The organism is Demequina sp. NBRC 110052, from assembly GCF_002090075.1.
Taxonomy (GTDB): Bacteria; Actinomycetota; Actinomycetes; order Actinomycetales; family Demequinaceae; genus Demequina.
In genome coordinates, this window is record NZ_BBRI01000002.1 from 93,905 (window position 1) to 114,821 (window position 20,917).

At 68.8% G+C, this 20,917-nt stretch carries 16 protein-coding genes; 15 read left to right on the forward strand and 1 reads right to left on the reverse strand.

The features are described from left to right. Positions 1 to 18: 18 nt before the first annotated feature. From polA to B7K21_RS00480, 6 genes are all read left to right on the forward strand, one after another. The gene (polA, locus tag B7K21_RS00455; RefSeq protein WP_255373699.1) at positions 19 to 2,673 is read left to right on the forward strand and encodes a DNA polymerase I; all 2,655 of its coding nucleotides are present in this window, start codon (positions 19 to 21) and stop codon (positions 2,671 to 2,673) included. A 10-nt stretch (positions 2,674 to 2,683) separates the two neighbouring features. Further along, on the forward strand, positions 2,684 to 3,706 hold the full coding sequence (locus B7K21_RS00460) for a 6-phosphofructokinase (RefSeq protein WP_084072976.1): 1,023 nt from the start codon (positions 2,684 to 2,686) through the stop codon (positions 3,704 to 3,706). Positions 3,707 to 3,870: 164 nt separating this feature from the next. Further along, positions 3,871 to 5,364, forward strand: coding sequence for a 30S ribosomal protein S1 (rpsA, locus tag B7K21_RS00465; protein WP_084072977.1), 1,494 nt, complete (start codon positions 3,871 to 3,873; stop codon positions 5,362 to 5,364). A 127-nt stretch (positions 5,365 to 5,491) separates the two neighbouring features. Continuing rightward, positions 5,492 to 6,085, forward strand: coding sequence for a dephospho-CoA kinase (gene coaE, locus B7K21_RS00470; RefSeq protein WP_084072978.1), 594 nt, complete (start codon positions 5,492 to 5,494; stop codon positions 6,083 to 6,085). Between the two features lie 40 nt (positions 6,086 to 6,125). Further along, the gene (gene uvrB, locus B7K21_RS00475) at positions 6,126 to 8,189 is read left to right on the forward strand and encodes an excinuclease ABC subunit UvrB (protein ID WP_084072979.1); all 2,064 of its coding nucleotides are present in this window, start codon (positions 6,126 to 6,128) and stop codon (positions 8,187 to 8,189) included. An 89-nt stretch (positions 8,190 to 8,278) separates the two neighbouring features. Further along, positions 8,279 to 9,304: a TerC family protein gene (locus B7K21_RS00480; RefSeq protein WP_084072980.1), complete on the forward strand. Its 1,026-nt coding sequence runs from the start codon at positions 8,279 to 8,281 to the stop codon at positions 9,302 to 9,304. Between the two features lie 10 nt (positions 9,305 to 9,314). On the opposite strand, the gene B7K21_RS00485 is transcribed toward B7K21_RS00480, so the two are convergent. Further along, positions 9,315 to 9,596 (reverse strand): YciI family protein, encoded by a 282-nt coding sequence (locus tag B7K21_RS00485; protein WP_084072981.1) that lies wholly within the window; start codon positions 9,594 to 9,596, stop codon positions 9,315 to 9,317. Between the two features lie 101 nt (positions 9,597 to 9,697). Here B7K21_RS00485 and uvrA point away from each other — a divergent pair, with 101 nt between their 5' ends. The 9 genes from uvrA (at position 9,698) to secG (ending at position 20,903) form a co-directional block, all read left to right on the forward strand. Next, positions 9,698 to 12,544, forward strand: a complete 2,847-nt coding sequence (gene uvrA / locus B7K21_RS00490; RefSeq protein WP_084072982.1) for an excinuclease ABC subunit UvrA — start codon at positions 9,698 to 9,700, stop codon at positions 12,542 to 12,544. A gap of 9 nt (positions 12,545 to 12,553) precedes the next feature. Continuing rightward, positions 12,554 to 14,434 carry an excinuclease ABC subunit UvrC gene (gene uvrC, locus B7K21_RS00495; RefSeq protein ID WP_084072983.1) on the forward strand — a complete coding sequence of 627 codons (1,881 nt, stop codon included), beginning with the start codon at positions 12,554 to 12,556 and terminating at the stop codon, positions 14,432 to 14,434. After that, positions 14,431 to 15,342, forward strand: a complete 912-nt coding sequence (gene rapZ / locus B7K21_RS00500; protein WP_084072984.1) for an RNase adapter RapZ — start codon at positions 14,431 to 14,433, stop codon at positions 15,340 to 15,342. The genes uvrC and rapZ overlap by 4 nt, the downstream gene beginning before the upstream one ends. Further along, a complete protein-coding gene (yvcK, locus tag B7K21_RS00505) occupies positions 15,339 to 16,292 on the forward strand; it encodes a uridine diphosphate-N-acetylglucosamine-binding protein YvcK (RefSeq protein ID WP_084072985.1) in 954 nt (317 codons plus the stop codon). Before rapZ ends, yvcK begins: the two co-directional genes overlap by 4 nt. Before the next feature lie 20 nt (positions 16,293 to 16,312). Beyond that, entirely contained in the window at positions 16,313 to 17,296 is a 984-nt protein-coding gene (gene whiA, locus B7K21_RS00510; RefSeq protein WP_084072986.1) for a DNA-binding protein WhiA, read from the forward strand. 175 nt (positions 17,297 to 17,471) lie between these two features. Then, entirely contained in the window at positions 17,472 to 18,476 is a 1,005-nt protein-coding gene (gap, locus tag B7K21_RS00515) for a type I glyceraldehyde-3-phosphate dehydrogenase (protein WP_084072987.1), read from the forward strand. 102 nt (positions 18,477 to 18,578) lie between these two features. After that, the gene (gene pgk / locus B7K21_RS00520) at positions 18,579 to 19,769 is read left to right on the forward strand and encodes a phosphoglycerate kinase (RefSeq protein ID WP_084072988.1); all 1,191 of its coding nucleotides are present in this window, start codon (positions 18,579 to 18,581) and stop codon (positions 19,767 to 19,769) included. A 3-nt stretch (positions 19,770 to 19,772) separates the two neighbouring features. Further along, entirely contained in the window at positions 19,773 to 20,564 is a 792-nt protein-coding gene (gene tpiA / locus B7K21_RS00525; RefSeq protein ID WP_084072989.1) for a triose-phosphate isomerase, read from the forward strand. 90 nt (positions 20,565 to 20,654) lie between these two features. After that, positions 20,655 to 20,903, forward strand: coding sequence for a preprotein translocase subunit SecG (gene secG / locus B7K21_RS00530; RefSeq protein ID WP_084072990.1), 249 nt, complete (start codon positions 20,655 to 20,657; stop codon positions 20,901 to 20,903). Positions 20,904 to 20,917: the final 14 nt, after the last annotated feature.

Here is a 20,917-nt window from a genome sequence, read left to right on the forward strand (position 1 = left end):
GCGGATAGGTTGTCATGCGTGAGCGAAACTCCCCAGCGCACGCTGCTTCTGGTCGACGGACTGTCTATGGCATTCCGAGCGTTCTTCGGGCTCCCCGTCGAGAACTTCGCGACCTCGACGGGCACGCCGACCAACGCGGTATACGGCTTCACCACGATGCTCGCGACGCTCATGAAGGACCGTCAGCCGACCCACGTGGCCGTCGCGTTCGACCTACCCGGCGGCACCTTCCGCACCGAGCGCCTGCCGACCTACAAGGGCACCCGCGACGCGACGCCCCCCGAGTTCGAGCCGCAGGTGCCGCTGATCCGCGAGATGCTCGCAGCGCTCGGCGTGGCTGCGGTCGACAAGGAGCGCTACGAGGCCGACGACCTGCTCGCGACCTACGCGCGTCTGGGCCGCGAGGCCGGGATGCGTGTGCTGGTGGTCTCGGGCGATCGCGACACGATCCAGCTGGTCACCGAGGACGTGACGCTGCTGTATCCGCGCAAGGGCGTCTCGGATCTGATCGAGTACACGCCGACGTCCGTCGAGGAGCGCTACGGCGTCACGCCAGGCCAGTACCCGGACCTCGCGGCGCTCGTGGGCGAGACGAGCGACAACCTGCCGGGCGTGCCGGGAGTGGGACCCAAGACCGCAGCGAAATGGATCGGCGCCTACGGAGGACTGACGGGAATCCTCGACGCCGCGTCGGACGTGCCGGGCAAAGCCGGGCAGAGCCTTCGCGACCACGTCGAACAGGTCCGCCTCAACCGTGAGCTGAACCACCTGCTCACCGACCTCGAGGTGCCGCTGGGCCTCGAGCAGCTCGAGTACGCCGGCGCTGACGCGACCGCGATCCACGAGATGTGCGATGCCCTGCAGTTCAGGACGCTGCGCGACCGGCTCCTCCCCTTCGTCGCAGGCGAGGCAGCGCCCGCCGAGACTACGGGTGAGGCACGCGAGATCGTGCTCGACGGCGCCCTCGAGGCCGTCACCTCGCTCACCGGCGCCGTCAGCCTCCACGTCGCCGGCCGCATCGGCGCCGACGCCGACGCGTGGGCCGTGGGCGTGTCGCAGGGCGAGCAGTCCTGGGGGATCGATCTCGGCGCACTCTCGGCGGACGACGAGCGCCGCCTCGCAGGCTGGCTCTCGGACCCCGCCGTCGAGAAGACCCTGCACGCGGCGAAGGACGCGTGGCACAGCCTCGCCTCGCGCGGTCTCGCGCTCGAGGGCGTCGTGGGGGACACCCAGATCGCGGCGTTCCTCGTCAACCCCGACCAGCGTGGCTTCGACCTCGACTCGGTGCTGCAGCGGTACCTCGGTGTGATGCCTGAGACGGGGGCATCGGGCGACCAGCTCGACCTCGGGCTCGGCGCGCCGCCCGCGCAGGTCGCCGGAGAGCGTGCTGCCCTCACCGCCGATCTCGCCGCCCACCTCGACCGGGAGGTCGCGGACCGGGGGATGGCCGACCTCTACCGGGAGATGGAGATCCCGCTCATTCGCGTGCTCGCAGGCATGGAGGCCGCGGGAGTCGCCGTGGACGATGCCCACCTGGCGCGCCTCGCCGACGAGGCGCTGGCGCGGGCCGAGCGCGCCGCCGACGCGGCCTATGAGGCGATCGGCGGCGATCGCGTCAACCTGGGCAGCCCCAAGCAGCTCCAGGAGGTGCTGTTCGACCGCCTCGGCATGCCGAAGACGCGCAAGATCAAGACGGGATACTCCACGGACGCGGGATCGTTGCAGGACCTGCATGCCAAGCGCCCGCACCCTTTCCTCGAGGCCCTGCTGCAGCACCGCGACGCCACCAAGCTCGCACAGATCATCAAGGGGCTGGCGGCCGAGATCCGCGAAGACGGGCGCATCCACACCACGTTCTCGCAGACCGTGGCCGCGACGGGTCGGCTGAGCTCGCGCGATCCGAACCTCCAGAACATCCCCATCCGGACGGAGGAGGGGCACAGGATCCGCGAGGCCTTCGTCGTGGGATCCGAGTTCGAGACACTGGTGACCGCCGACTACAGCCAGATCGAGATGCGCATCATGGCCCACCTGTCTGGTGACGACGCTCTGATCGACGCGTTCCGTTCGGGCGAGGACCTGCACAGGTTCGTCGGCTCGCGCGTGTTCGGCGTCGACCCTGGCGACGTCACGCCCGCGATGCGTTCGCAGGTGAAGGCGATGTCCTACGGGCTCGCGTACGGGCTGTCGAGCTTCGGGCTCGCCAAGCAGCTGGGCCTCGACGTCGGCGCGGCCCAGGCGCTCATGGACGACTACTTCGCGCGCTTCGGCGCTGTGCGCGACTACCTGCGGCGCGCCGTGGACCAGGCGCGCGTTGACGGCTACACCGAGACGATCTTCGGGAGGCGTCGCTACATCCCCGATCTGACGTCGACCAACCGTCAGCGACGCGACATCGCCGAGCGCGTCGCCCTGAACGCGCCGATCCAGGGCAGCGCCGCAGATCTCATCAAGCGTGCGATGCTCGGCGTCGACGCGCGTCTGCGGGACGAACGTCTGGCATCGCGGCAGGTATTGCAGGTGCATGATGAACTCGTGGTCGAGGTCGCGCCGGGGGAGCGGGCGGCGGTCGAGACCATCCTCCGAGAGGAGATGGGCGGCGCTGCGGACCTCAGCGTGCCGCTCGATGTCAACGTCGGAACGGGCGCGTCGTGGCGCGCCGCTGGACACTAAGGTTGGTGGCATGCGGATCGGAATCCTCACGGGCGGCGGAGACTGCCCCGGCTTGAACGCAGCGATCCGAGCGGTGGTGAAGCGCGGCACCGCGCAGCACGGCTGCTCGATCGTGGGCTTCATGAACGGGTGGCAGGGCGTGATCGACGGCGACGCGAAGCCGCTGACGCGCGACGACGTCTCCGGCATCCTCGTCGAGGGCGGCACGATGCTCGGCACCGCGCGGTGCCACCCGCATAAGGTCGAGGGCGGCATCGAGGCCGTGCGCGACACGGTCACGAATGAGAAGCTCGACGGCATCATCTGCATCGGCGGAGACGGCACGCTCAAGGCGGCCGGGAAGGTCTCCGACGCGATCGGCATTCCCGTAATCGGCATCCCCAAGACGATCGACAACGACGTGGTGGGCACCGACGCGGCGATCGGCTTCGACACCGCGGTGACCGTCGCCACGGAGGCGATCGATCGGCTGCACTCGACCGCGGAGTCGCACAACCGCGTCATGGTAGTGGAGCTGATGGGTCGCCACAGTGGCTGGATCGCGGTCACCGCGGGCATCGCGGGTGGTGCGGACATCATCATCGCCCCCGAGGAGCCGTTCGACATCGACCAGATCGCCAAGCGCATCAAGCACCGTCACCGCTACAAGAACTTCTCGATCGTCGCGGTCGCCGAGGGCGCCGTGCCCGCCGAGGGCACCTCGTGGGACGGCAAGCCGACCCTGGACGCGAAGGGCAATCCGATCGCAGGGTCGATCGGGCACGAGATCACCAAGGCCATCGAGGCACGCACTGGCTTCCCCACGCGCCTGACGGTGCTGGGCTACGTGCAGCGTGGCGGAATCCCTACCGCGGCCGACCGGCTGCTCGGGACGCGCTTCGGTGTGGCGGCGATCGATGGCATCGTCGCAGGCGAGAGCCACAAGTTCACCGCGCTGCAGGGCGAGGAGGTCGTACTCAAGGACTTCGCTGTGATGTCAGGCAAGACCAAGTGGGTGCCGGAGAACCTCCTCGAGGCGGCACGGGAGCTCTAGCAGGGACTCGGCCTCGAACCGTTACCGGACGGTGACCTCGCGTCCTTTGTGCTGGACGCCTCGCGCGAGGTAGCATGGTCGTTGGCCTTCGGCGCGTGTTTGCGCGCCTGCCGACGGTCTGTCCATATTCATACGAATTCCCTGCCCACCGGAGCTACTCCTTAATGTCCGTTTCCACCCCCGAGTCCACCCCTATCGCCGTCAACGACATCGGCACCGCTGAGGACTTCCTCGCTGCCATCGACGCGACTATCAAGAACTTCGACGACGGCGACCTCGTCGAGGGCACCATCGTCAAGGTCGACCGTGACGAGGTCCTCCTCGACATCGGCTACAAGACCGAGGGCGTCATCCCCGCCCGCGAGCTCTCGATCCGCCACGACGCCGACCCCGATGAGGTCGTCAACGTCGGCGACACCATCGAGGCCCTCGTCCTCACCAAGGAGGACAAGGAAGGCCGCCTGATCCTCTCAAAGAAGCGCGCGCAGTACGAGCGTGCCTGGGGCTCGATCGAGAAGGTCAAGGAGGAGGACGGCGTCGTCACCGGTACCGTCATCGAGGTCGTCAAGGGCGGACTCATCGTGGACATCGGTCTGCGCGGCTTCCTCCCGGCGTCGCTCGTCGAGATGCGCCGCGTGCGCGACCTCGGCCCTTACATCGGTCAGCAGATCGAGGCGAAGATCATCGAGCTCGACAAGAACCGCAACAACGTGGTCCTGTCGCGCCGCGCCTTCCTCGAGCAGACGCAGTCCGAGGTCCGCTCGTCGTTCCTCACCGCGCTCAAGCCGGGCCAGGTCCGCAAGGGCGTCGTGTCGTCGATCGTCAACTTCGGTGCGTTCGTCGACCTGGGCGGCGTGGACGGCCTCGTGCACGTCTCGGAGCTGTCCTGGAAGCACATCGACCACCCGAACGAGGTCGTCTCCGTGGGCCAGGAGGTCGAGGTCGAGGTTCTCGACATCGACATGGACCGCGAGCGCGTGTCGCTGTCGCTCAAGGCGACGCAGGAGGACCCGTGGGCCGTCTACGCCCGCACCCACGCGATCGGTCAGATCGTGCCGGGCAAGGTCACCAAGCTCGTGCCGTTCGGTGCGTTCGTGCGCGTCTTCGAGGGCATCGAGGGCCTCGTGCACATCTCCGAGCTGGCCGTGCGTCACGTCGAGCTGCCCGAGCAGGTCGTGCAGGCCGACGAGGAGGTCTTCGTCAAGATCATCGACATCGACCTCGAGCGCCGCCGCATCTCGCTGTCCATCAAGCAGGCGAACGAGGGCGTCGACCCCGAGGGCGAGGACTTCGACCCCGCGCTCTACGGCATGACCGCCGAGTACGACGACCAGGGCAACTACAAGTACCCCGAGGGCTTCGACCCGGAGACCCAGGAATGGCGCGACGGCTTCGAGGAGCAGCGCGAGGCCTGGGAGGCCGAGTACGCCAAGGCGCACGAGCGCTGGGAGGCGCACAAGGCGTTCGTCGCGAAGCAGGACGAGCAGGCCGCCGAGGCCGAGTCCGAGGCTCCCGCCGCCGCTCCGCGTCGCCGTGCCGGTGGCAAGGGCGGTGCGCCCGCTTCGTACTCGTCGCAGGACGACGACGCCGCCGATGCTGGCACGCTGGCTTCGGACGAGCGCCTCGCCGCGCTGCGCGAGAAGCTCACGGGCAACTAACGCCGTATCCGTACGAGGGGCCGCGATCCGCAAGGGTCGCGGCCCCTCGTCGTTCCCGCAGCGCGCAGGGTGTGCGTTTGGCCACCCTCGGTTGCCGGAGCGCTTGCCCCGATGCTTGACTGCGTTCGTGCTGCGCATCGGACTCACGGGCGGGATCGCCGCCGGCAAGTCGACGGCGTCGTCGCGCCTGGCGGAGCTCGGGGCACGCGTCGTCGACCACGATGTGCTCGCGCGGAGAGCCGTGGAACCAGGCTCCGCGGCGCTCGTCGACATCGCACGTGAGTTCGGCGATCGCGTCGTGGTCGACGGTCGGCTCGACCGAGCCGCGCTCGCCGCGATCGTGTTCGCGGACGATGCGGCACGGGAGCGTCTCAACGCCATCGTCCATCCGACGATCTTCGCGATGGGCCAGGCGGAGGACCGCCGGGCACGCGCCGACGGCGTCGAGGTCGTGGTGCACGACATCCCGCTGCTGTACGAGGCGGGCTACGGCGGACGCTTCGACCTTGTCGTGACCGTCGCTGCGGACGACGCGATACGACTGGCTCGGCTCGTCGACGGCCGCGGCCTCACGCCAGAGGAGGCTTCGGCGCGGCTCGCATCGCAGGCCACTGATGCCCAGCGGGCGTCGATCGCCGACGCGATCCTCGACGGATCCGGGTCCGTCCAGGACCTCCGGCGCCAAGTGGACGAGTTCTGGGCGGAGCACGTGCCCGCCTGAGGCGGTTCCGGGCGTCAGAGGTGCGACGTACCGTAGTCGCATGAGTCCCGACCTGCGCCGTGCCGACCACCCGTTCCAGGTGGTGTCCGAGTACAAGCCCTCCGGCGACCAGCCGAAGGCCATCGACGAGCTCGCGTCCCGCATCCAAGCGGGTGAGCAGGACGTGGTGCTGCTCGGCGCGACAGGAACGGGCAAGTCCGCGACCACCGCGTGGCTCGTCGAGCGCCTCCAGCGGCCGACTCTCGTCATGGCTCACAACAAGACGCTCGCCGCGCAACTCGCGAACGAGTTTCGCGACCTGCTGCCGCACAACGCAGTCGAGTACTTCGTGAGCTATTACGACTACTACCAGCCTGAGGCCTACGTACCCCAGACGGACACTTTCATCGAGAAGGACTCGTCCATCAACGAGGAGGTCGAGCGGCTGCGGTACTCGGCCACCAACTCGCTGCTCACGCGTCGTGACGTGGTCGTGGTCTCGTCGGTGTCTTGCATCTACGGGCTCGGTACGCCCGAGGAGTACATCCAGGGCATGGTCACTCTCGCGGTCGGTGACGTCCTGGACCGGGACTCGCTGCTGCGCGAGTTCGTCCAGATGCAGTACGCGCGCAACGATCTCGCGTTCACGAGGGGCACGTTCCGTGTCAGGGGAGACACCGTCGAGATCATCCCGGTGTACGAGGAGTTGGCGATCCGCATCGAGATGTTCGGTGACGAGGTCGAGGCGCTCTACACCTTGCATCCCCTCACCGGCGAGATCGTGGAACGGCGCGAGCAGGTGCATCTGTTCCCCGCCTCGCACTACGTGGCGAGCGAGCAGCGCATGAACGCCGCGATCAGGACGATCGAGGACGAGCTCGGCGAGCGGCTCCAGGAGCTCGAGCGTCAGAACAAGCTGCTCGAGGCGCAGCGGCTCAAGATGCGCACCACGTTCGACCTCGAGATGATGCGATCAGTCGGCACGTGCTCGGGCATCGAGAACTACTCGCGGCACATCGAGCAGCGCGAGAGCGGCACGCCGCCGCACACTCTTCTGGACTACTTCCCGGACGACTTCCTGCTCGTCATCGACGAGTCTCACGTGACCGTGCCCCAGATCGGCGCGATGTACGAGGGCGACGCCTCCCGCAAGCGCACCCTCGTCGACCATGGATTCCGCCTGCCGTCCGCGCTGGACAACCGGCCGCTGAAGTGGGCCGAGTTCCAGGAGCGTGTCGGCCAGACCGTGTATCTGTCGGCGACCCCGGGGGCCTACGAGCTCGAGCGGTCTGACGGCGTCGTGGAGCAGATCATCCGGCCTACAGGGCTCGTTGACCCGCAGATCGTGGTCAAGCCGACCGAGGGCCAGATCGACGATCTGCTCGAGCAGGTGCGCCTGCGCGTCGAGCGCGACGAACGGGTGCTCGTGACGACTCTCACGAAGAAGATGGCGGAGGACCTCACGGAGTACTTGTCGGATCGTGAGGTGCGGGTCGAGTACCTGCACTCCGACGTGGACACGCTGCGCCGGGTGGAGCTGCTCCGCGAGCTCAGGCAGGGTCGGTTCGATGTGCTGGTCGGCATCAACCTGCTCCGCGAGGGACTCGACCTGCCGGAAGTCTCGCTCGTGGCGATCCTCGACGCGGACAAGGAGGGGTTCCTGCGTTCGGGCACCTCGCTGATCCAGACCATCGGGCGCGCTGCGCGCAACGTGTCCGGCGAGGTGCACATGTACGCGGACACCGTCACCGACTCCATGGCCTCCGCGATCGACGAGACGAACCGCAGGCGCGAGCTTCAGATCCGCTTCAACACCGAGAACGGCATCGACCCGACGCCGCTGCGCAAGCGCATCGGAGACATCACCGAGATGCTCGCGCGCGAGGAGGCTGACACGGTCAAGGCGCTCGACGAGGCGCGAGAGGCGCGGAAGGCGCCATCGCCGTCGACTGTCGAACCCTCGCGCAGCGAGCGACCCGCGGATGAGCTGACGGATCTGATCGAAGAGCTGTCAGCCCAGATGCGCGAGGCTGCGGCGCAACTGCAGTTCGAGGTGGCGGCGCGCCTGCGCGACGAGATCGCGGAACTGAAGAAGGAGCTTCGCGGGATGCTCGCTGCCGGCTGAGTCCGGGCGTACGCCAGAATCGTCCCCTGCGGGGCGTGCGCGCGCCGCGCCGGGGGAGTGGCGCCCAGCTGCGCACCTAGGATGGGCGAGTGGAATCGTCGCTCGTCTGGACCCTGACCCTGGTGGCGATCCTTGGGCTGTTCGTGTTCGACTTCGTGGTCGTCGTGGCCAAGCCCCACGTTCCTACGTTCCGCGAGTCGCTCCGGTGGTCCCTCTTCTACATTGCACTCGCGCTCGTCTTCGGGGCGTCGTTCTGGTGGTGGTCCACCCCTGAGAAGGGCAGTGAGTTCCTCGCAGGCTACGTCACGGAGAAGTCGCTGTCGGTGGACAACCTCTTCGTGTTCCTCGTGATCCTCAGCCGCTTCGCGGTGCCGGCGATCCAGCGCCAGAGGGTTCTGCTCATCGGCATCGCCATGGCACTCGTCCTCCGGGGAGTGTTCATCGCCGCGGGTGCCGCGGCCCTGAACGCGTTCCACTGGGTGTTCTTCCTGTTCGGCGGATTCCTGATCTACACCGCGATCAGCGTCGCGCGTGAGGGCGGTGCCGAGGAAGGCGACGTCGAGTACCGGGACAACCTGTTCCTGCGGCTCGTCAAGCGCGTCGCGCCGATCACCGACGGCTACCGCGAGGGCCACTTCACGGTGCGCGAGAGCGGGCGACGCATGGTCACGCCGCTGCTGCTGGTGATCATCGCGATCGGGAGCACCGACGTGATGTTCGCGCTCGACTCGATCCCGGCCATCTTCGGGCTCACGCAGGACCCCTACATCGTGTTCACGGCGAACGCTCTTGCACTGCTCGGCCTGCGCCAGCTCTTCTTCCTCGTGGACGGGATGCTGTCGCGCCTGATCTACCTCGCGTACGGGCTGTCCGTCGTGCTGGCCTTCATCGGCGTCAAGATGATCCTCGAGGCGCTGCACGGCAACTCGCTGGAGTTCATCAACGGCGGCGATCCGATCGAGTGGATCCCCGTGCCGTCGACATGGATGTCGCTCGCGGTCATCGTGGTCACGCTCACGGTCGCCGCGGTCGCCAGCCTGAGTGCCTCCAAGCGGTCCGGCGCGCGCCTGCCGCAGGGTGCGGGAGAGCAGCGCGCGGACGAGGAGCCCGAGTAGCGCTGAGGCGTCAGCGGCGCACGACCCCCGCCCACGGCCTCACGGTGTGAGAGCCCACGAGCCCCGCGCGCATGTACGGATCCTCGGCGAGATACGCCTCGACCGCGTCCGCGTCAGGGGCTTCCGCCAGGAGCAGCGCGCCCGGCGCGCCGTCGTCGTCGAAGCGGCCGTAGGCGAGCATGACGCCGGCGTCCATGAGCGACGCCAGGTATGCCCGATGCTCGGGGCGCACTTCGGCACGCTCCTGATCCTGCGCCTCGTCGTATCGGTACTCGATCGCCCACATGCTCATGGCACCCATGCTGGCAGATGTGGCCAGCAACCCGGAGGGTGCGCGCACGACACGCCGCCGCTCGAACAGACGTTCGAACCAGGACCACGTAGAGTGGGCGCGTGAACGACAGGATCCTGGTGCGCGGTGCGCGCGAGCACAACCTCAAGGGCGTCGACCTCGACCTTCCCCGCGACTCGCTGATCGTGTTCTCGGGACTGTCGGGGTCAGGCAAGTCCTCCCTCGCCTTCGACACGATCTTCGCGGAGGGCCAGCGACGGTACGTCGAGTCGCTCAGCGCGTATGCGCGCCAGTTCCTGGGGCAGATGGACAAGCCCGACGTGGACTTCATCGAGGGCCTGTCGCCTGCCGTGTCGATCGACCAGAAGTCGACGAACCGCAATCCGCGCTCCACGGTCGGCACGATCACGGAGGTCTACGACTATCTGCGACTGCTGTACGCGCGAGTCGGCGTACCGCACTGCCCGGTGTGCGGAGAGGAGATCCGCTCGCAGACTCCGCAGCAGATCGTCGATTCCGTGCTGACCCTGCCAGAGGGAACCCGCTACCAGGTGCTCGCGCCCGTGGTGCGCGGGCGCAAGGGCGAGTATCAGGATCTCTTCGAGGAGCTGCAGCAGCAAGGCTTCGCTCGCGCGCGCGTCGACGGCGAGACGGTGCAGCTCACGGATGTCCCGCAGCTGGAGAAGAAGCTCAAGCACGACATCGAGGTCGTGGTCGACCGCCTCGTGGCGCGCGACGGTGTGCGCCAGCGCCTCACGGACTCGGTGGAGACCGCGCTGCGTCTCGCGGACGGCCTCGTGGTGATCGACCCCGTCGACGGCGACGTGGAGGCGCGACGCTACTCGGAGAAGCGGGCGTGCCCGAACGACCACGTGCTGACGCTCGAGGAGATGGAGCCTCGCACGTTCTCCTTCAACGCGCCCTACGGTGCGTGCCCTGCGTGCACGGGCATCGGCGTGAAGCTCGAGGTCGACCCCGAGCTCGTGGTGCCGGATCCTGGGCTCTCGTTGAACGAGGGCGCGGTCGCGCCGTGGTCGCAGACGTCGTCGGAGTACTTCGGGCGCACGCTCGCCGCGCTCGCCGACGATCTCGGGTTCTCCATGGACGAGCCGTGGGAGCGTCTGCCTGCCGACGCCCGCAAGGCGATCCTCACCGGCAAGGACTACCAGGTCCACGTGAAGTTCCGGAACCGCTATGGGCGCGAGCGCCAGTACACGACGGGCTTCGAGGGTGTGATCACGTGGATCGAGCGCCTCCACTCGCAGACCGAGTCGGACTGGTCCCGCGAGAAGTACGAGTCGTACATGCGCGAGGTGCCGTGCCCGACGTGCAAGGGCGCACGGCTCAAGCCAGAGGTGCTCGCCGTGACCGTGGGCGGACTGTCCATCGCGGAGCTGTGCGAGCTGTCGATCGGTGCCGCGCGCGATTTCCTCACGCGCGCCGAGATGGACGAGCGGGGGCGCCAGATCGCGGTGCAGGTGCTCAAGGAGATCGACGCCCGGCTGGGATTCCTGCTGGATGTGGGCCTTGACTACCTGACCCTGGCGCGTGCCGCGGGCACCCTGTCGGGCGGGGAGGCGCAGCGCATCCGTCTCGCGACGCAGATCGGCTCGGGGCTCGTGGGAGTGCTGTACGTGCTCGACGAGCCGAGCATCGGGCTTCACCAGCGCGACAACCGCCGGCTGATCGACACGCTGACGCGTTTGCGCGACCTCGGCAACACGCTCATCGTCGTCGAGCACGACGAGGACACGATCCGCACCGCAGACTGGGTCGTCGACATCGGTCCCGGCGCGGGAGAGCACGGCGGCGAGGTCGTGCACTCGGGCAGCTACGCGGACCTGCTCACAAACGAGCGGTCGATGACGGGCGCGTACGTCTCGGGCCGACGCACCATCGCGATGCCCGACGCGCGTCGCACCCCGGATGACGAGCGCACCCTGACCGTCGTGGGCGCGCGGGAGAACAATCTCCAGGGGATCGACGTGGCGTTCCCGCTGGGCGTGCTCACGGCCGTCACCGGCGTCTCGGGCTCCGGCAAGTCGACCCTGGTCAACTCGATCCTGTACACGAGTCTCGCCAACACCCTCAACGGCGCCAGGCAGGTGGCGGGGCGCCACCTGCGCATCACGGGCACCGACCACCTCGACAAGATCGTGCACGTGGATCAGGGGCCGATCGGGCGCACGCCGCGCTCGAACCCGGCGACCTACACGGGTGTGTGGGACAAGGTCCGCAAGCTGTTCGCCGACACTCAGGAGGCGAAGGTTCGCGGCTATGGTCCCGGTCGGTTCTCGTTCAACGTCAAGGGCGGTCGATGCGAGGCGTGCTCGGGCGACGGCACGCTGAAGATCGAGATGAACTTCCTGCCCGATGTGTACGTGCCGTGCGAGGTGTGCAAGGGCGCGCGGTACAACCGCGAGACGCTGGAGGTGCATTTCAAGGGCAAGACCGTGGCCGATGTGCTCGACATGCCGATCGAGCAGGCGGCCGACTTCTTCGAGGCGATCCCGGCGATCTCACGCCACCTGCGGACGCTCGTCGACGTGGGGCTCGGCTATGTCCGTCTCGGCCAGCCGGCGCCCACGCTCTCGGGCGGCGAGGCGCAGCGCGTCAAGCTCGCATCCGAGCTGCAGCGCCGTTCCACGGGGCGCACGATCTACGTGCTCGACGAGCCCACGACGGGGCTTCACTTCGAGGATGTCCGCAAGCTGCTCGGCGTGCTTCAGGGCCTCGTCGACAAGGGCAACAGCGTGATCGTCATCGAGCACAACCTGGACGTCATCAAGTCGGCGGACTGGATCATCGACATGGGGCCCGAGGGCGGATCCGGCGGCGGTCTCGTGGTCGCGGAGGGCACGCCCGAGCACGTCGCGGGCGTCGCCGAGAGCCACACGGGCCGCTTCCTCGCCGAGATCATCGACGGGCGCGGCGGCGCGCGCGCGTAGGGTGTCGGCGTGACGAACCCGGCCGACTACCGACCTGCGACAGGCACGATTCCGGCGCGACCGGGCGTGTACAGGTTCCGCGACCCGCACGGGCGCGTGGTCTACGTCGGCAAGGCCAAGAGCCTCCGGGCGCGGCTCCAGAACTACTTTCAGCCCCTCGAGCGCCTGCACCCGCGCACGCGCGCGATGGTCACGACCGCGGCGTCCGTCGAGTGGACGGTGGTGCGCAACGAGGTCGAGGCGCTCATCCTTGAGCACACGTGGATCAAGGAGTACGACCCGCGCTTCAACGTGGTGTTCCGCGACGACAAGTCGTATCCGTTCCTGGCGGTCACCATGAACGAGCAGTTCCCTCGCATGCAGGTGATGCGCGGCGAGCGACGCAAGGGCGTGAGGTACTTCGGGCCGTACGCCAAGGCGTGGGCGATCCGCGAGACGGTCGACACGCTGCTGACGGTGCTTCCCATGCGCACGTGCTCCCCGTCGACGTTCAAGAAGGCCGAGCGCCAGGGTCGCCCGTGTCTGCTTGGGTACATCGACAAGTGCGCCGCGCCATGCGTCGGCCGAGTGAGCCCACAGGAGCACCGTGAGCTCGCCGAGCGGGTCTGCCAGGTGCTTGGGGGCGACGCGAAGCCGGTGGTCCGCGAGCTCACGCGGCAGATGGAGGAGGCGGCGGAGAACGAGGAGTTCGAAGTGGCGGCGCGGGCCCGCGATCGACTCACGGCGCTGCGGTCGGTGCTCGAGCGCAACGCGATCGTGCTCGCCGCAGGCACCGACGCGGACGTGTTCAGCCTCGTCGACGAGGATCTCGAGGCTGCGGCGCACGTGTTCTACGTGCGCGACGGCCGGATCGCGGGGGAGCGAGGCTGGGTCGTCGACAAGCCCGAACCGCTCACGGAGTCACAGCTCGTGACGCAACTCGTCCAGGAGGCGTACGGCGGAGCCGAGGAGAAGGACGTGCCGCCAGAGGTGCTCGTGCCGGTGCCGCCGGACGATCCGGCGCTCGTCGAGCTGCTCTCCGGTCTGCGTGGCGGGCGGGTCGCCGTGCGCACGCCGGCGCGCGGGAAGAAGGCCGAGCTGGCGGCGACTGGACGGCAGAACGCCCAGCTCGTGCTCGATCAGCACCGCCTCAAGAGAGCCACTGACCTCACGAGCAGGTCGGCGGCGCTCCAGGAGCTGCAGGAGGCCCTGGGGATGGACGACGCGCCGCTGCGCATCGAGTGCTACGACATCTCGCACACGCAGGGCACGAACCAGGTGGGATCCATGGTCGTGTTCGAGGATGCGCTTCCTCGCAAGGCCGAGTACCGCCAGTTCACGATCCGGGACGCCACCGACGACACGGCGGCCATGGACGAGGTGCTGGATCGCCGTTTCAGGCGCTATCTGGAGGAACGCGAGCTCCCACCGGAGGAACGCGAGAGCGCGCGCTTCGCGTACCCGCCCCAGCTCGTGGTCGTCGACGGAGGCCTCCCGCAGGTGCGCGCAGCGCGACGCGTGATCGACCGGCTGGGCATCACCGGCGTCACGGTGGTGGGGCTCGCGAAGCGCCTCGAAGAGGTGTGGGTGCCCGACGACGACTTCCCGGTGATCCTCCCGCGCGGTTCCGAGCCGCTGTACTTGCTGCAGCGCGTCCGTGACGAGGCGCACCGCTTCGCGATCGGCGCGCATCGCCGCAAACGAGGCAAGGCGATGAGCGCCTCCGAGCTCGACACGATCCCCGGCGTCGGGCCGTCGCGAGCGAAGGCCTTGGTCACGCACTTCGGATCCGTGGCACGGCTGCGCGAGGCCGACCCGGAGCAGATCGCGATGGTGCCCGGAGTCGGCGACGCCACGGCGCGCCGGATTCACGCGGCTCTGCACGGCTCCGGTGGCATGCTGGAGCCATGACGGACGATCCTTCCCCGGAGACCTACCCGTCGGGCCTTCCCCGGCCCGCACTCGCCGACCTCGACGCTGAGGTGCTGATCGTGACCGGCATGTCCGGGGCCGGCCGCACCAGGGCGGCTGCCGTCCTCGCGGACCTCGGCTGGTACGTGGTCGACAACCTCCCGCCGCAGATGCTCGGATCGCTCGTCGCGATGGTGACGACGCAGGAGGCGGGACGGCTCGCGGCTGTGGTCGATGTGCGGGGCGGCGCGTTCTTCGCCGACCTCGACGCGGTCGTGGACGACCTTGCCGCGCGCGGCGTGACCGTGCGAGTCATCTTCCTGGACGCGTCCGACGAGACCCTCGTCGCGCGATTCGAGGAGGCGCGGCGTCCCCACCCGCTGCAGCAGGACGGCACCATCCTGGAGGGCATCGCGAGGGAACGCGCGGCCGTGTCTGCGGCGCGCGACCGCGCGCACCATGTGATCGACACGTCCGAGCTGAGCGTGCACGACCTGCGCGATGTGATCACGGAGCAGGTGGCCCAGGAGGTCCCGTCGCTGCACGTGAACGTCGTGTCCTTCGGGTTCAAGAATGGCGCGCCGCGCGACGCCGACTACCTCGCTGACGTCCGCTTCCTCGACAACCCCCATTGGATCCCGGCGTTGCGACCGCTCACGGGACTCGACGAGGCGGTGCGCGACCATGTGCTCGGGTCCGAGGGCGCCACGGAGTTCCTCGAGAGCTACGCGGCGGCCCTCGTCGTCGCGCTGCGCGGATACCGCGCGCATGACAAGCACTCGGTGACGATCGGCGTGGGATGTACCGGCGGCAAGCATCGTTCGGTCGCCATGGCCGAGCGACTGGGAGCGATGCTCGCCCAGACCGGCCTCGAGGTGCGCATCACGCATCGGGACGCACCGCGATGACCGGCACGCTGCCGCACGTGGTGGCGCTCGGAGGTGGGCACGGCCTCTATGCGAGCCTCACCGCGCTTCGCGACGTCTCGGAGACTCTGACGGCGGTGGTCACGGTCGGCGACGACGGCGGCTCCTCGGGTCGGCTGCGCGAGGAGATGAGCGTCGTCCCGCCGGGGGACCTGCGCATGGCGCTCAGCGCGCTGTGCGAGGACACGGCCTGGGGACTGACCTGGCGCGACGTGCTCCAGACCCGCTTCGACACCTCGGGCCCGCTCGACGGGCACGCGGTGGGGAACCTGCTGATTGCGGGCCTGTGGCAGCACACCGGAGACATTGTGGGGGGCCTCGACTGGGTGGCACGGCTGCTCCGCGCGAAGGGGCGCGTGCTGCCGCTGGCGCTCGACCCGCTCGAGGTCGTGGCGCAGGTCGAGCGCGACGGCGAGCTGTGCGAGGTGCGAGGTCAGGTCGCCGTCGCGACCGCCGTCGGGCGCGTGACGGCGCTTCGGATGGAGCCGGTCGCGCCGCGAGTCCCTCCCGCGACTCTCGCGGCCATCGCCGAGTCCGACATGATCGTGCTCGGTCCGGGCAGCTGGTACACGTCGGTGATGCCCCACTACCTCGTCGGCTCCGTGGCGGCGGCGCTCGATGCAGCATCGGCGCGCACGGTGCTTGTACTCAACATCGCACACGAGGACGTCGAGACCGAGGGGACGGAGCGCATCGACGATATCCGCGCGCTGCGCGCGGCAGCCGGGGGGAGCGCCCCCGCCATCGTCGTCGTCGACAGCAGCCACGCCGCTGACGACGGGTTGCTCGACGAGATCCGCGACTGGGGAGCGCGACCGCTGGTCGCGTCGATGCTGGCCGATGGCACAGCCGACCGGCACGATCCGCGCGCACTTGCGGGAGCGCTGTCCGACGCCTGGGGAATGCTCGGCTCGGACATGGCACGGCGGTGACGCATGGAAGGATGTACCCCATGGCTCTGACGGCGAAGGTGAAGGACGAACTCGCGCGCGTGCAGGTGGACAAGGTCTCCGCGCGCAAGGCTGAGATCGCGACGACGCTGAGGTTCGCGGGCGGTCTGCACATCGTGGCCGGCCGCATCGTGATCGAGGCGGAGCTCGACACGGCCGCGAGCGCGCGCCGCCTCCGCCAGCACATCGCCGAGGTGCACAACCTCGGGTCGGAGATCATCGTCGTGTCGGGCGGAGCGCTGCGCAAGGGCAACCGTTACGTGGTGCGCGTCGTCAAGGAGGGAGAGAAGCTCGCACGCCAGACGGGGCTGCTCGACCACCGAGGGAGGCCCGTGCGCGGTCTGCCTCCGCAGGTGGTCGGCGGGTCCGTCGAGGACACCGTGGCGGCGTGGCGCGGGGCGTTCCTCGCCCACGGGTCCCTCACGGAGCCCGGGCGGTCGGCCGCGCTCGAGGTGACGGCCCCGGGTCCGGAGGCGGCGCTTGCGCTCGTCGGCGCTGCGCGACGGCTTGGGATCACCGCGAAGTCGCGCGAAGTGCGCGGCGTGGACCGGGTGGTCATCCGCGACGGGGATGCGATCGCGCAGATGCTCGCGCGGCTGGGCGCGCACGACACGATGCTCGAGTGGGAGGAGAAGCGCACGCGCCGGGAGGTCCGCGGCACGGCGAACCGCCTCGCGAACTTCGACGATGCGAACCTGCGCCGCTCGGCACAGGCGGCCGTCGCGGCCTCCGCCAGGGTGGCGCGCGCCTTCGACATCCTCGGCGACGACGTGCCGGACCACCTGGAGCAGGCGGGCCGGCTGCGACTCGAGCACCGCGACGCCTCGCTCGAGGAGCTCGGCAAGCTCGCCGACCCTCCGCTCACGAAGGACGCGGTCGCGGGGAGGATCCGCAGGCTGTTGGCTACCGCTGACAAGCGTGCGGAGGAGCTCGGGATTCCCGACACCGAGGCGGGCATCTCGCAGGAGCTCATCGACCTCGACTGAGGGCCGACCTCCCTGGTCCGTGACGGGACCTTCGTCGCGCGGTCGCGTGTGCGGCTTGAGTGTAGGGTGGGAACCAGTGACCCGCTCGTTGCGGCGTCATCTACGCACGTAGACGTGCGGCCCATCTGCTACCTACCGCGCCGCGACTCCGTGGCGCGAGCCGAGGAGAGAAACTGTGACCATCAAGGTCGGTATCAACGGCTTCGGCCGTATCGGACGCAACTTCTTCCGGGCCGCGCTGGCCCAGGGCGCCGACATCGAGATCGTGGGGGTCAACGACCTCACCGACAACGCCACCCTCGCGCACCTGCTGAAGTACGACACCGTGCTCGGCAAGTTCCCGAAGGAGGTCACCTTCGACGACGACGCGATCTACGTCGACGGCAAGGCCATCAAGGCCCTCGCGGAGCGCGACCCCGCGAACCTCCCCTGGGCCGAGCTCGGTGCCGACATCGTCATCGAGTCGACCGGCTTCTTCACCGACGCGACCAAGGCCAAGGCTCACATCGACGCCGGAGCCAAGAAGGTCATCATCTCGGCCCCGGCCAAGAACGAGGACGCCACCTTCGTCGTGAACGTGAACCACACGGACTACGACCCCGCGTCGCACCACGTGATCTCGAATGCCTCGTGCACCACCAACTGCCTCGCGCCCGTCGCGAAGGCCCTCAACGACGCGATCGGCATCGAGAAGGGCCTCATGACCACGGTTCACGCCTACACCGGCGACCAGAACCTCCAGGACGGTCCCCACAAGGACCTGCGCCGCGCCCGTGCCGCCGCGCAGAACATCGTCCCCACCTCGACCGGTGCGGCGAAGGCCGTCGCCCTCGTGCTCCCCGAGCTCAAGGGCAAGCTGGACGGCTTCGCGATGCGTGTGCCGACCATCACCGGCTCCGCGACCGACCTCACCTTCGAGGCCGGCAAGGAGACCACCATCGAGGAGGTCAACGCCGCGGTCAAGGCCGCTGCTGAGGGCGCCATGGCGGGCACGCTGTCCTACGTCGAGGACGACATCGTCTCGTCCGACATCGTGGGCGACCCGCACCAGTCGATCTTCGACGCCAAGCTCACCAAGGTGAACGGCAACATGGTCAAGATCGTCTCCTGGTACGACAACGAGTGGGGCTACTCGACCTCGCTCGTCAAGCTGACCGAGTACGTCGGCGAGCGCCTCTAACGGCATCCGCCTCACGTGACTCACGGCGACGCCCGCGTCCGCTCCGGCGTTCGCGGGCGTCGTCGCGTCTAGACCACCACACCCACGATTCCAAGGACTGAGATGAAGACCATCGACTCCCTCGGCGACCTCACCGGCAAGAAGGTGCTGCTGCGCGCCGATCTGAACGTTCCGCTCGACGGCACCACGATCACTGACGACGGCCGCGTGCGCGCGTCCGTCCCTACCATCGAGAAGCTTCTCGGCGCTGGCGCCTCCGTCATCGTGATGGCGCACCTCGGCCGCCCCAAGGGCGAGCCGGACCCCGCGTTCTCCCTCGCGCCGGCCGCTGCGCGCCTCTCGGAGCTGCTCGGCAAGCCCGTGAACCTCGCCGAGGACCTCGTCGGCCCGTCGGCCGCCTCCGTCGTCGCCGCGCTCGAGCCGGGCCAGGTGGCCATGCTCGAGAACGTGCGTTTCGATGCGCGCGAGACGTCGAAGGTCGACGAGGAGCGCCAGTCCCTCGCGGCTGAACTCGCCGCGTTCGCGGACGTGTTCGTCTCGGACGGCTTCGGCGTGGTGCACCGCAAGCAGGCGTCGGTCTATGACGTCGCACAGATCCTGCCCGCTGCTGCAGGTCTGCTCGTGCAGAAGGAGGTCGAGTCGCTCAGCAAGGCCGTGACCGACCCGGCTCGTCCGTACGCGGTCGTGCTCGGAGGCTCGAAGGTCTCCGACAAGCTCGGCGTCATCGCCAACCTGCTCACCAAGGCAGATCGCCTGCTCATCGGTGGCGGCATGGTGTTCACGTTCCTCGCCGCGAAGGGCTACGGCGTTGGAAAGTCCCTGCTCGAGGAGGACCAGCTCGACACGGTGAAGGGCTACCTCGCGACTGCGGAGGCCAACGGCGTCGAGATCGTGCTGCCGACGGACATCGTGGCGGCCGAGGCGTTCGCAGCGGACGCGGCGTACGAGGTCGTCGCGGCCGACGCGATCCCGGCCGAGAGCATGGGTCTCGACATCGGCCCCGAGTCTGGCGCGCTCTTCGCGTCCAAGCTCGCGGACGCCAAGACGATTGTGTGGAACGGCCCGATGGGCGTGTTCGAGTTCGAGGCGTTCGCCGGTGGCACCAAGTCCGTCGCGCAGGCCATGATCGACTCCGAGGGCTTCTCCGTGGTCGGTGGCGGCGACTCCGCCGCGGCTGTGCGTCGCCTCGGCTTCGACGAGGCCGGCTTCGGCCACATCTCGACGGGCGGCGGCGCGTCGCTCGAGCTGCTCGAGGGCAAGGTGCTCCCGGGCCTGGACGTCCTGGAGGGCTGACACATGGCACGTACCCCGCTCATCGCTGGCAACTGGAAGCTCAACCTGGACCACCTCGAGGGCACTCACACCGTGCAGAAGCTCGCATGGCTCCTGCGCGACGCGAAGCATGACTTCGAGTCCGTCGAGGTCGCGGTCCTGCCGTCCTTCACGTCGCTGCGCTCGGTGCAGACGCTCGTGGACGCGGACAAGCTCGACATCAAGTACGGCGCGCAGGACATCTCGCAGCACGCCTCAGGCGCGTACACGGGTGAGGTCGCGGGCTCGCAGCTCGCGAAGCTGGGCGTCTCGTACGTCGCGGTCGGCCACTCGGAGCGCCGTCAGTACCACGGCGAGACGGACGAGATCGTGGCGGCCAAGACCAAGGCTGCGTTCGCGCACGGCATCGTGCCGATCGTGTGCGTGGGCGAGGGCCTCGACATCCGCAAGGAGGGCACGCACGTCGAGTACACGCTCGCGCAGGTGGACGGCGCGCTGGCCGACCTTCCCGCGGAGCAGGCGAAGGACGTCGTCATCGCGTACGAGCCCGTGTGGGCAATCGGCACCGGCGAGGTCGCGACGCCGGCCGATGCGCAGGAGGTCTGCGCCGCCATTCGCGGTCGGCTCGCGGAGCTGTACGACGCGGAGATCGCTGACGGCGTGCGCGTCCTGTACGGCGGTTCGGTCAAGTCCTCGTCGATCGCTCAGCTCATGGCGGAGGCCGACGTGGACGGAGGCCTGGTCGGCGGCGCGAGCCTCGACCCCGAGGAGTTCGCGAAGATCGCGCGCTTCAAGGAGCACCAGGTCGGCATCTGACGTTGACGGCGTGGTCCGGGACCTGGTCCCGGGCCACGCCGTCCTCGCGTAAGATGGTCCAGACCGCTGTCGAAGATGCTTGGGAGAAGCGTGGACATCCTTGAGACCACCCTGTGGGTGCTGCTCGTCGTGCTCAGCGTGGTGATCATCGGACTCGTGCTGACGCACCGCGGACGTGGCGGCGGCATCACCGACATGTTCGGCGGAGGACTCGCGTCCGGGATCCAGTCGTCGTCGGTGGGTGAGCGCAACCTGACGCGCATCACCTGGGGCGCAGCGATCCTGTGGGTGCTCGTGATCGTGCTGCTGGGCCTGATCCAGCGGTTCGCGTCGCTGTAGACGGCTGCGACAGG

Excerpts from the sequence above, each read along its gene's own strand:
- whiA (WP_084072986.1), top strand. The coding sequence starts at position 16,313 with ATGGCTCTGACGGCGAAGGTGAAGGACGAACTCGCGCGCGTGCAGGTG.
- uvrB (WP_084072979.1), top strand. The coding sequence starts at position 6,126 with ATGAGTCCCGACCTGCGCCGTGCCGACCACCCGTTCCAGGTGGTGTCC.
- B7K21_RS00460 (WP_084072976.1), top strand. The coding sequence starts at position 2,684 with ATGCGGATCGGAATCCTCACGGGCGGCGGAGACTGCCCCGGCTTGAAC.
- B7K21_RS00485 (WP_084072981.1), bottom strand. The coding sequence starts at position 9,596 with ATGAGCATGTGGGCGATCGAGTACCGATACGACGAGGCGCAGGATCAG.
- yvcK (WP_084072985.1), top strand. The coding sequence starts at position 15,339 with ATGACCGGCACGCTGCCGCACGTGGTGGCGCTCGGAGGTGGGCACGGC.
- rpsA (WP_084072977.1), top strand. The coding sequence starts at position 3,871 with ATGTCCGTTTCCACCCCCGAGTCCACCCCTATCGCCGTCAACGACATC.
- rapZ (WP_084072984.1), top strand. The coding sequence starts at position 14,431 with ATGACGGACGATCCTTCCCCGGAGACCTACCCGTCGGGCCTTCCCCGG.
- pgk (WP_084072988.1), top strand. The coding sequence starts at position 18,579 with ATGAAGACCATCGACTCCCTCGGCGACCTCACCGGCAAGAAGGTGCTG.
- tpiA (WP_084072989.1), top strand. The coding sequence starts at position 19,773 with ATGGCACGTACCCCGCTCATCGCTGGCAACTGGAAGCTCAACCTGGAC.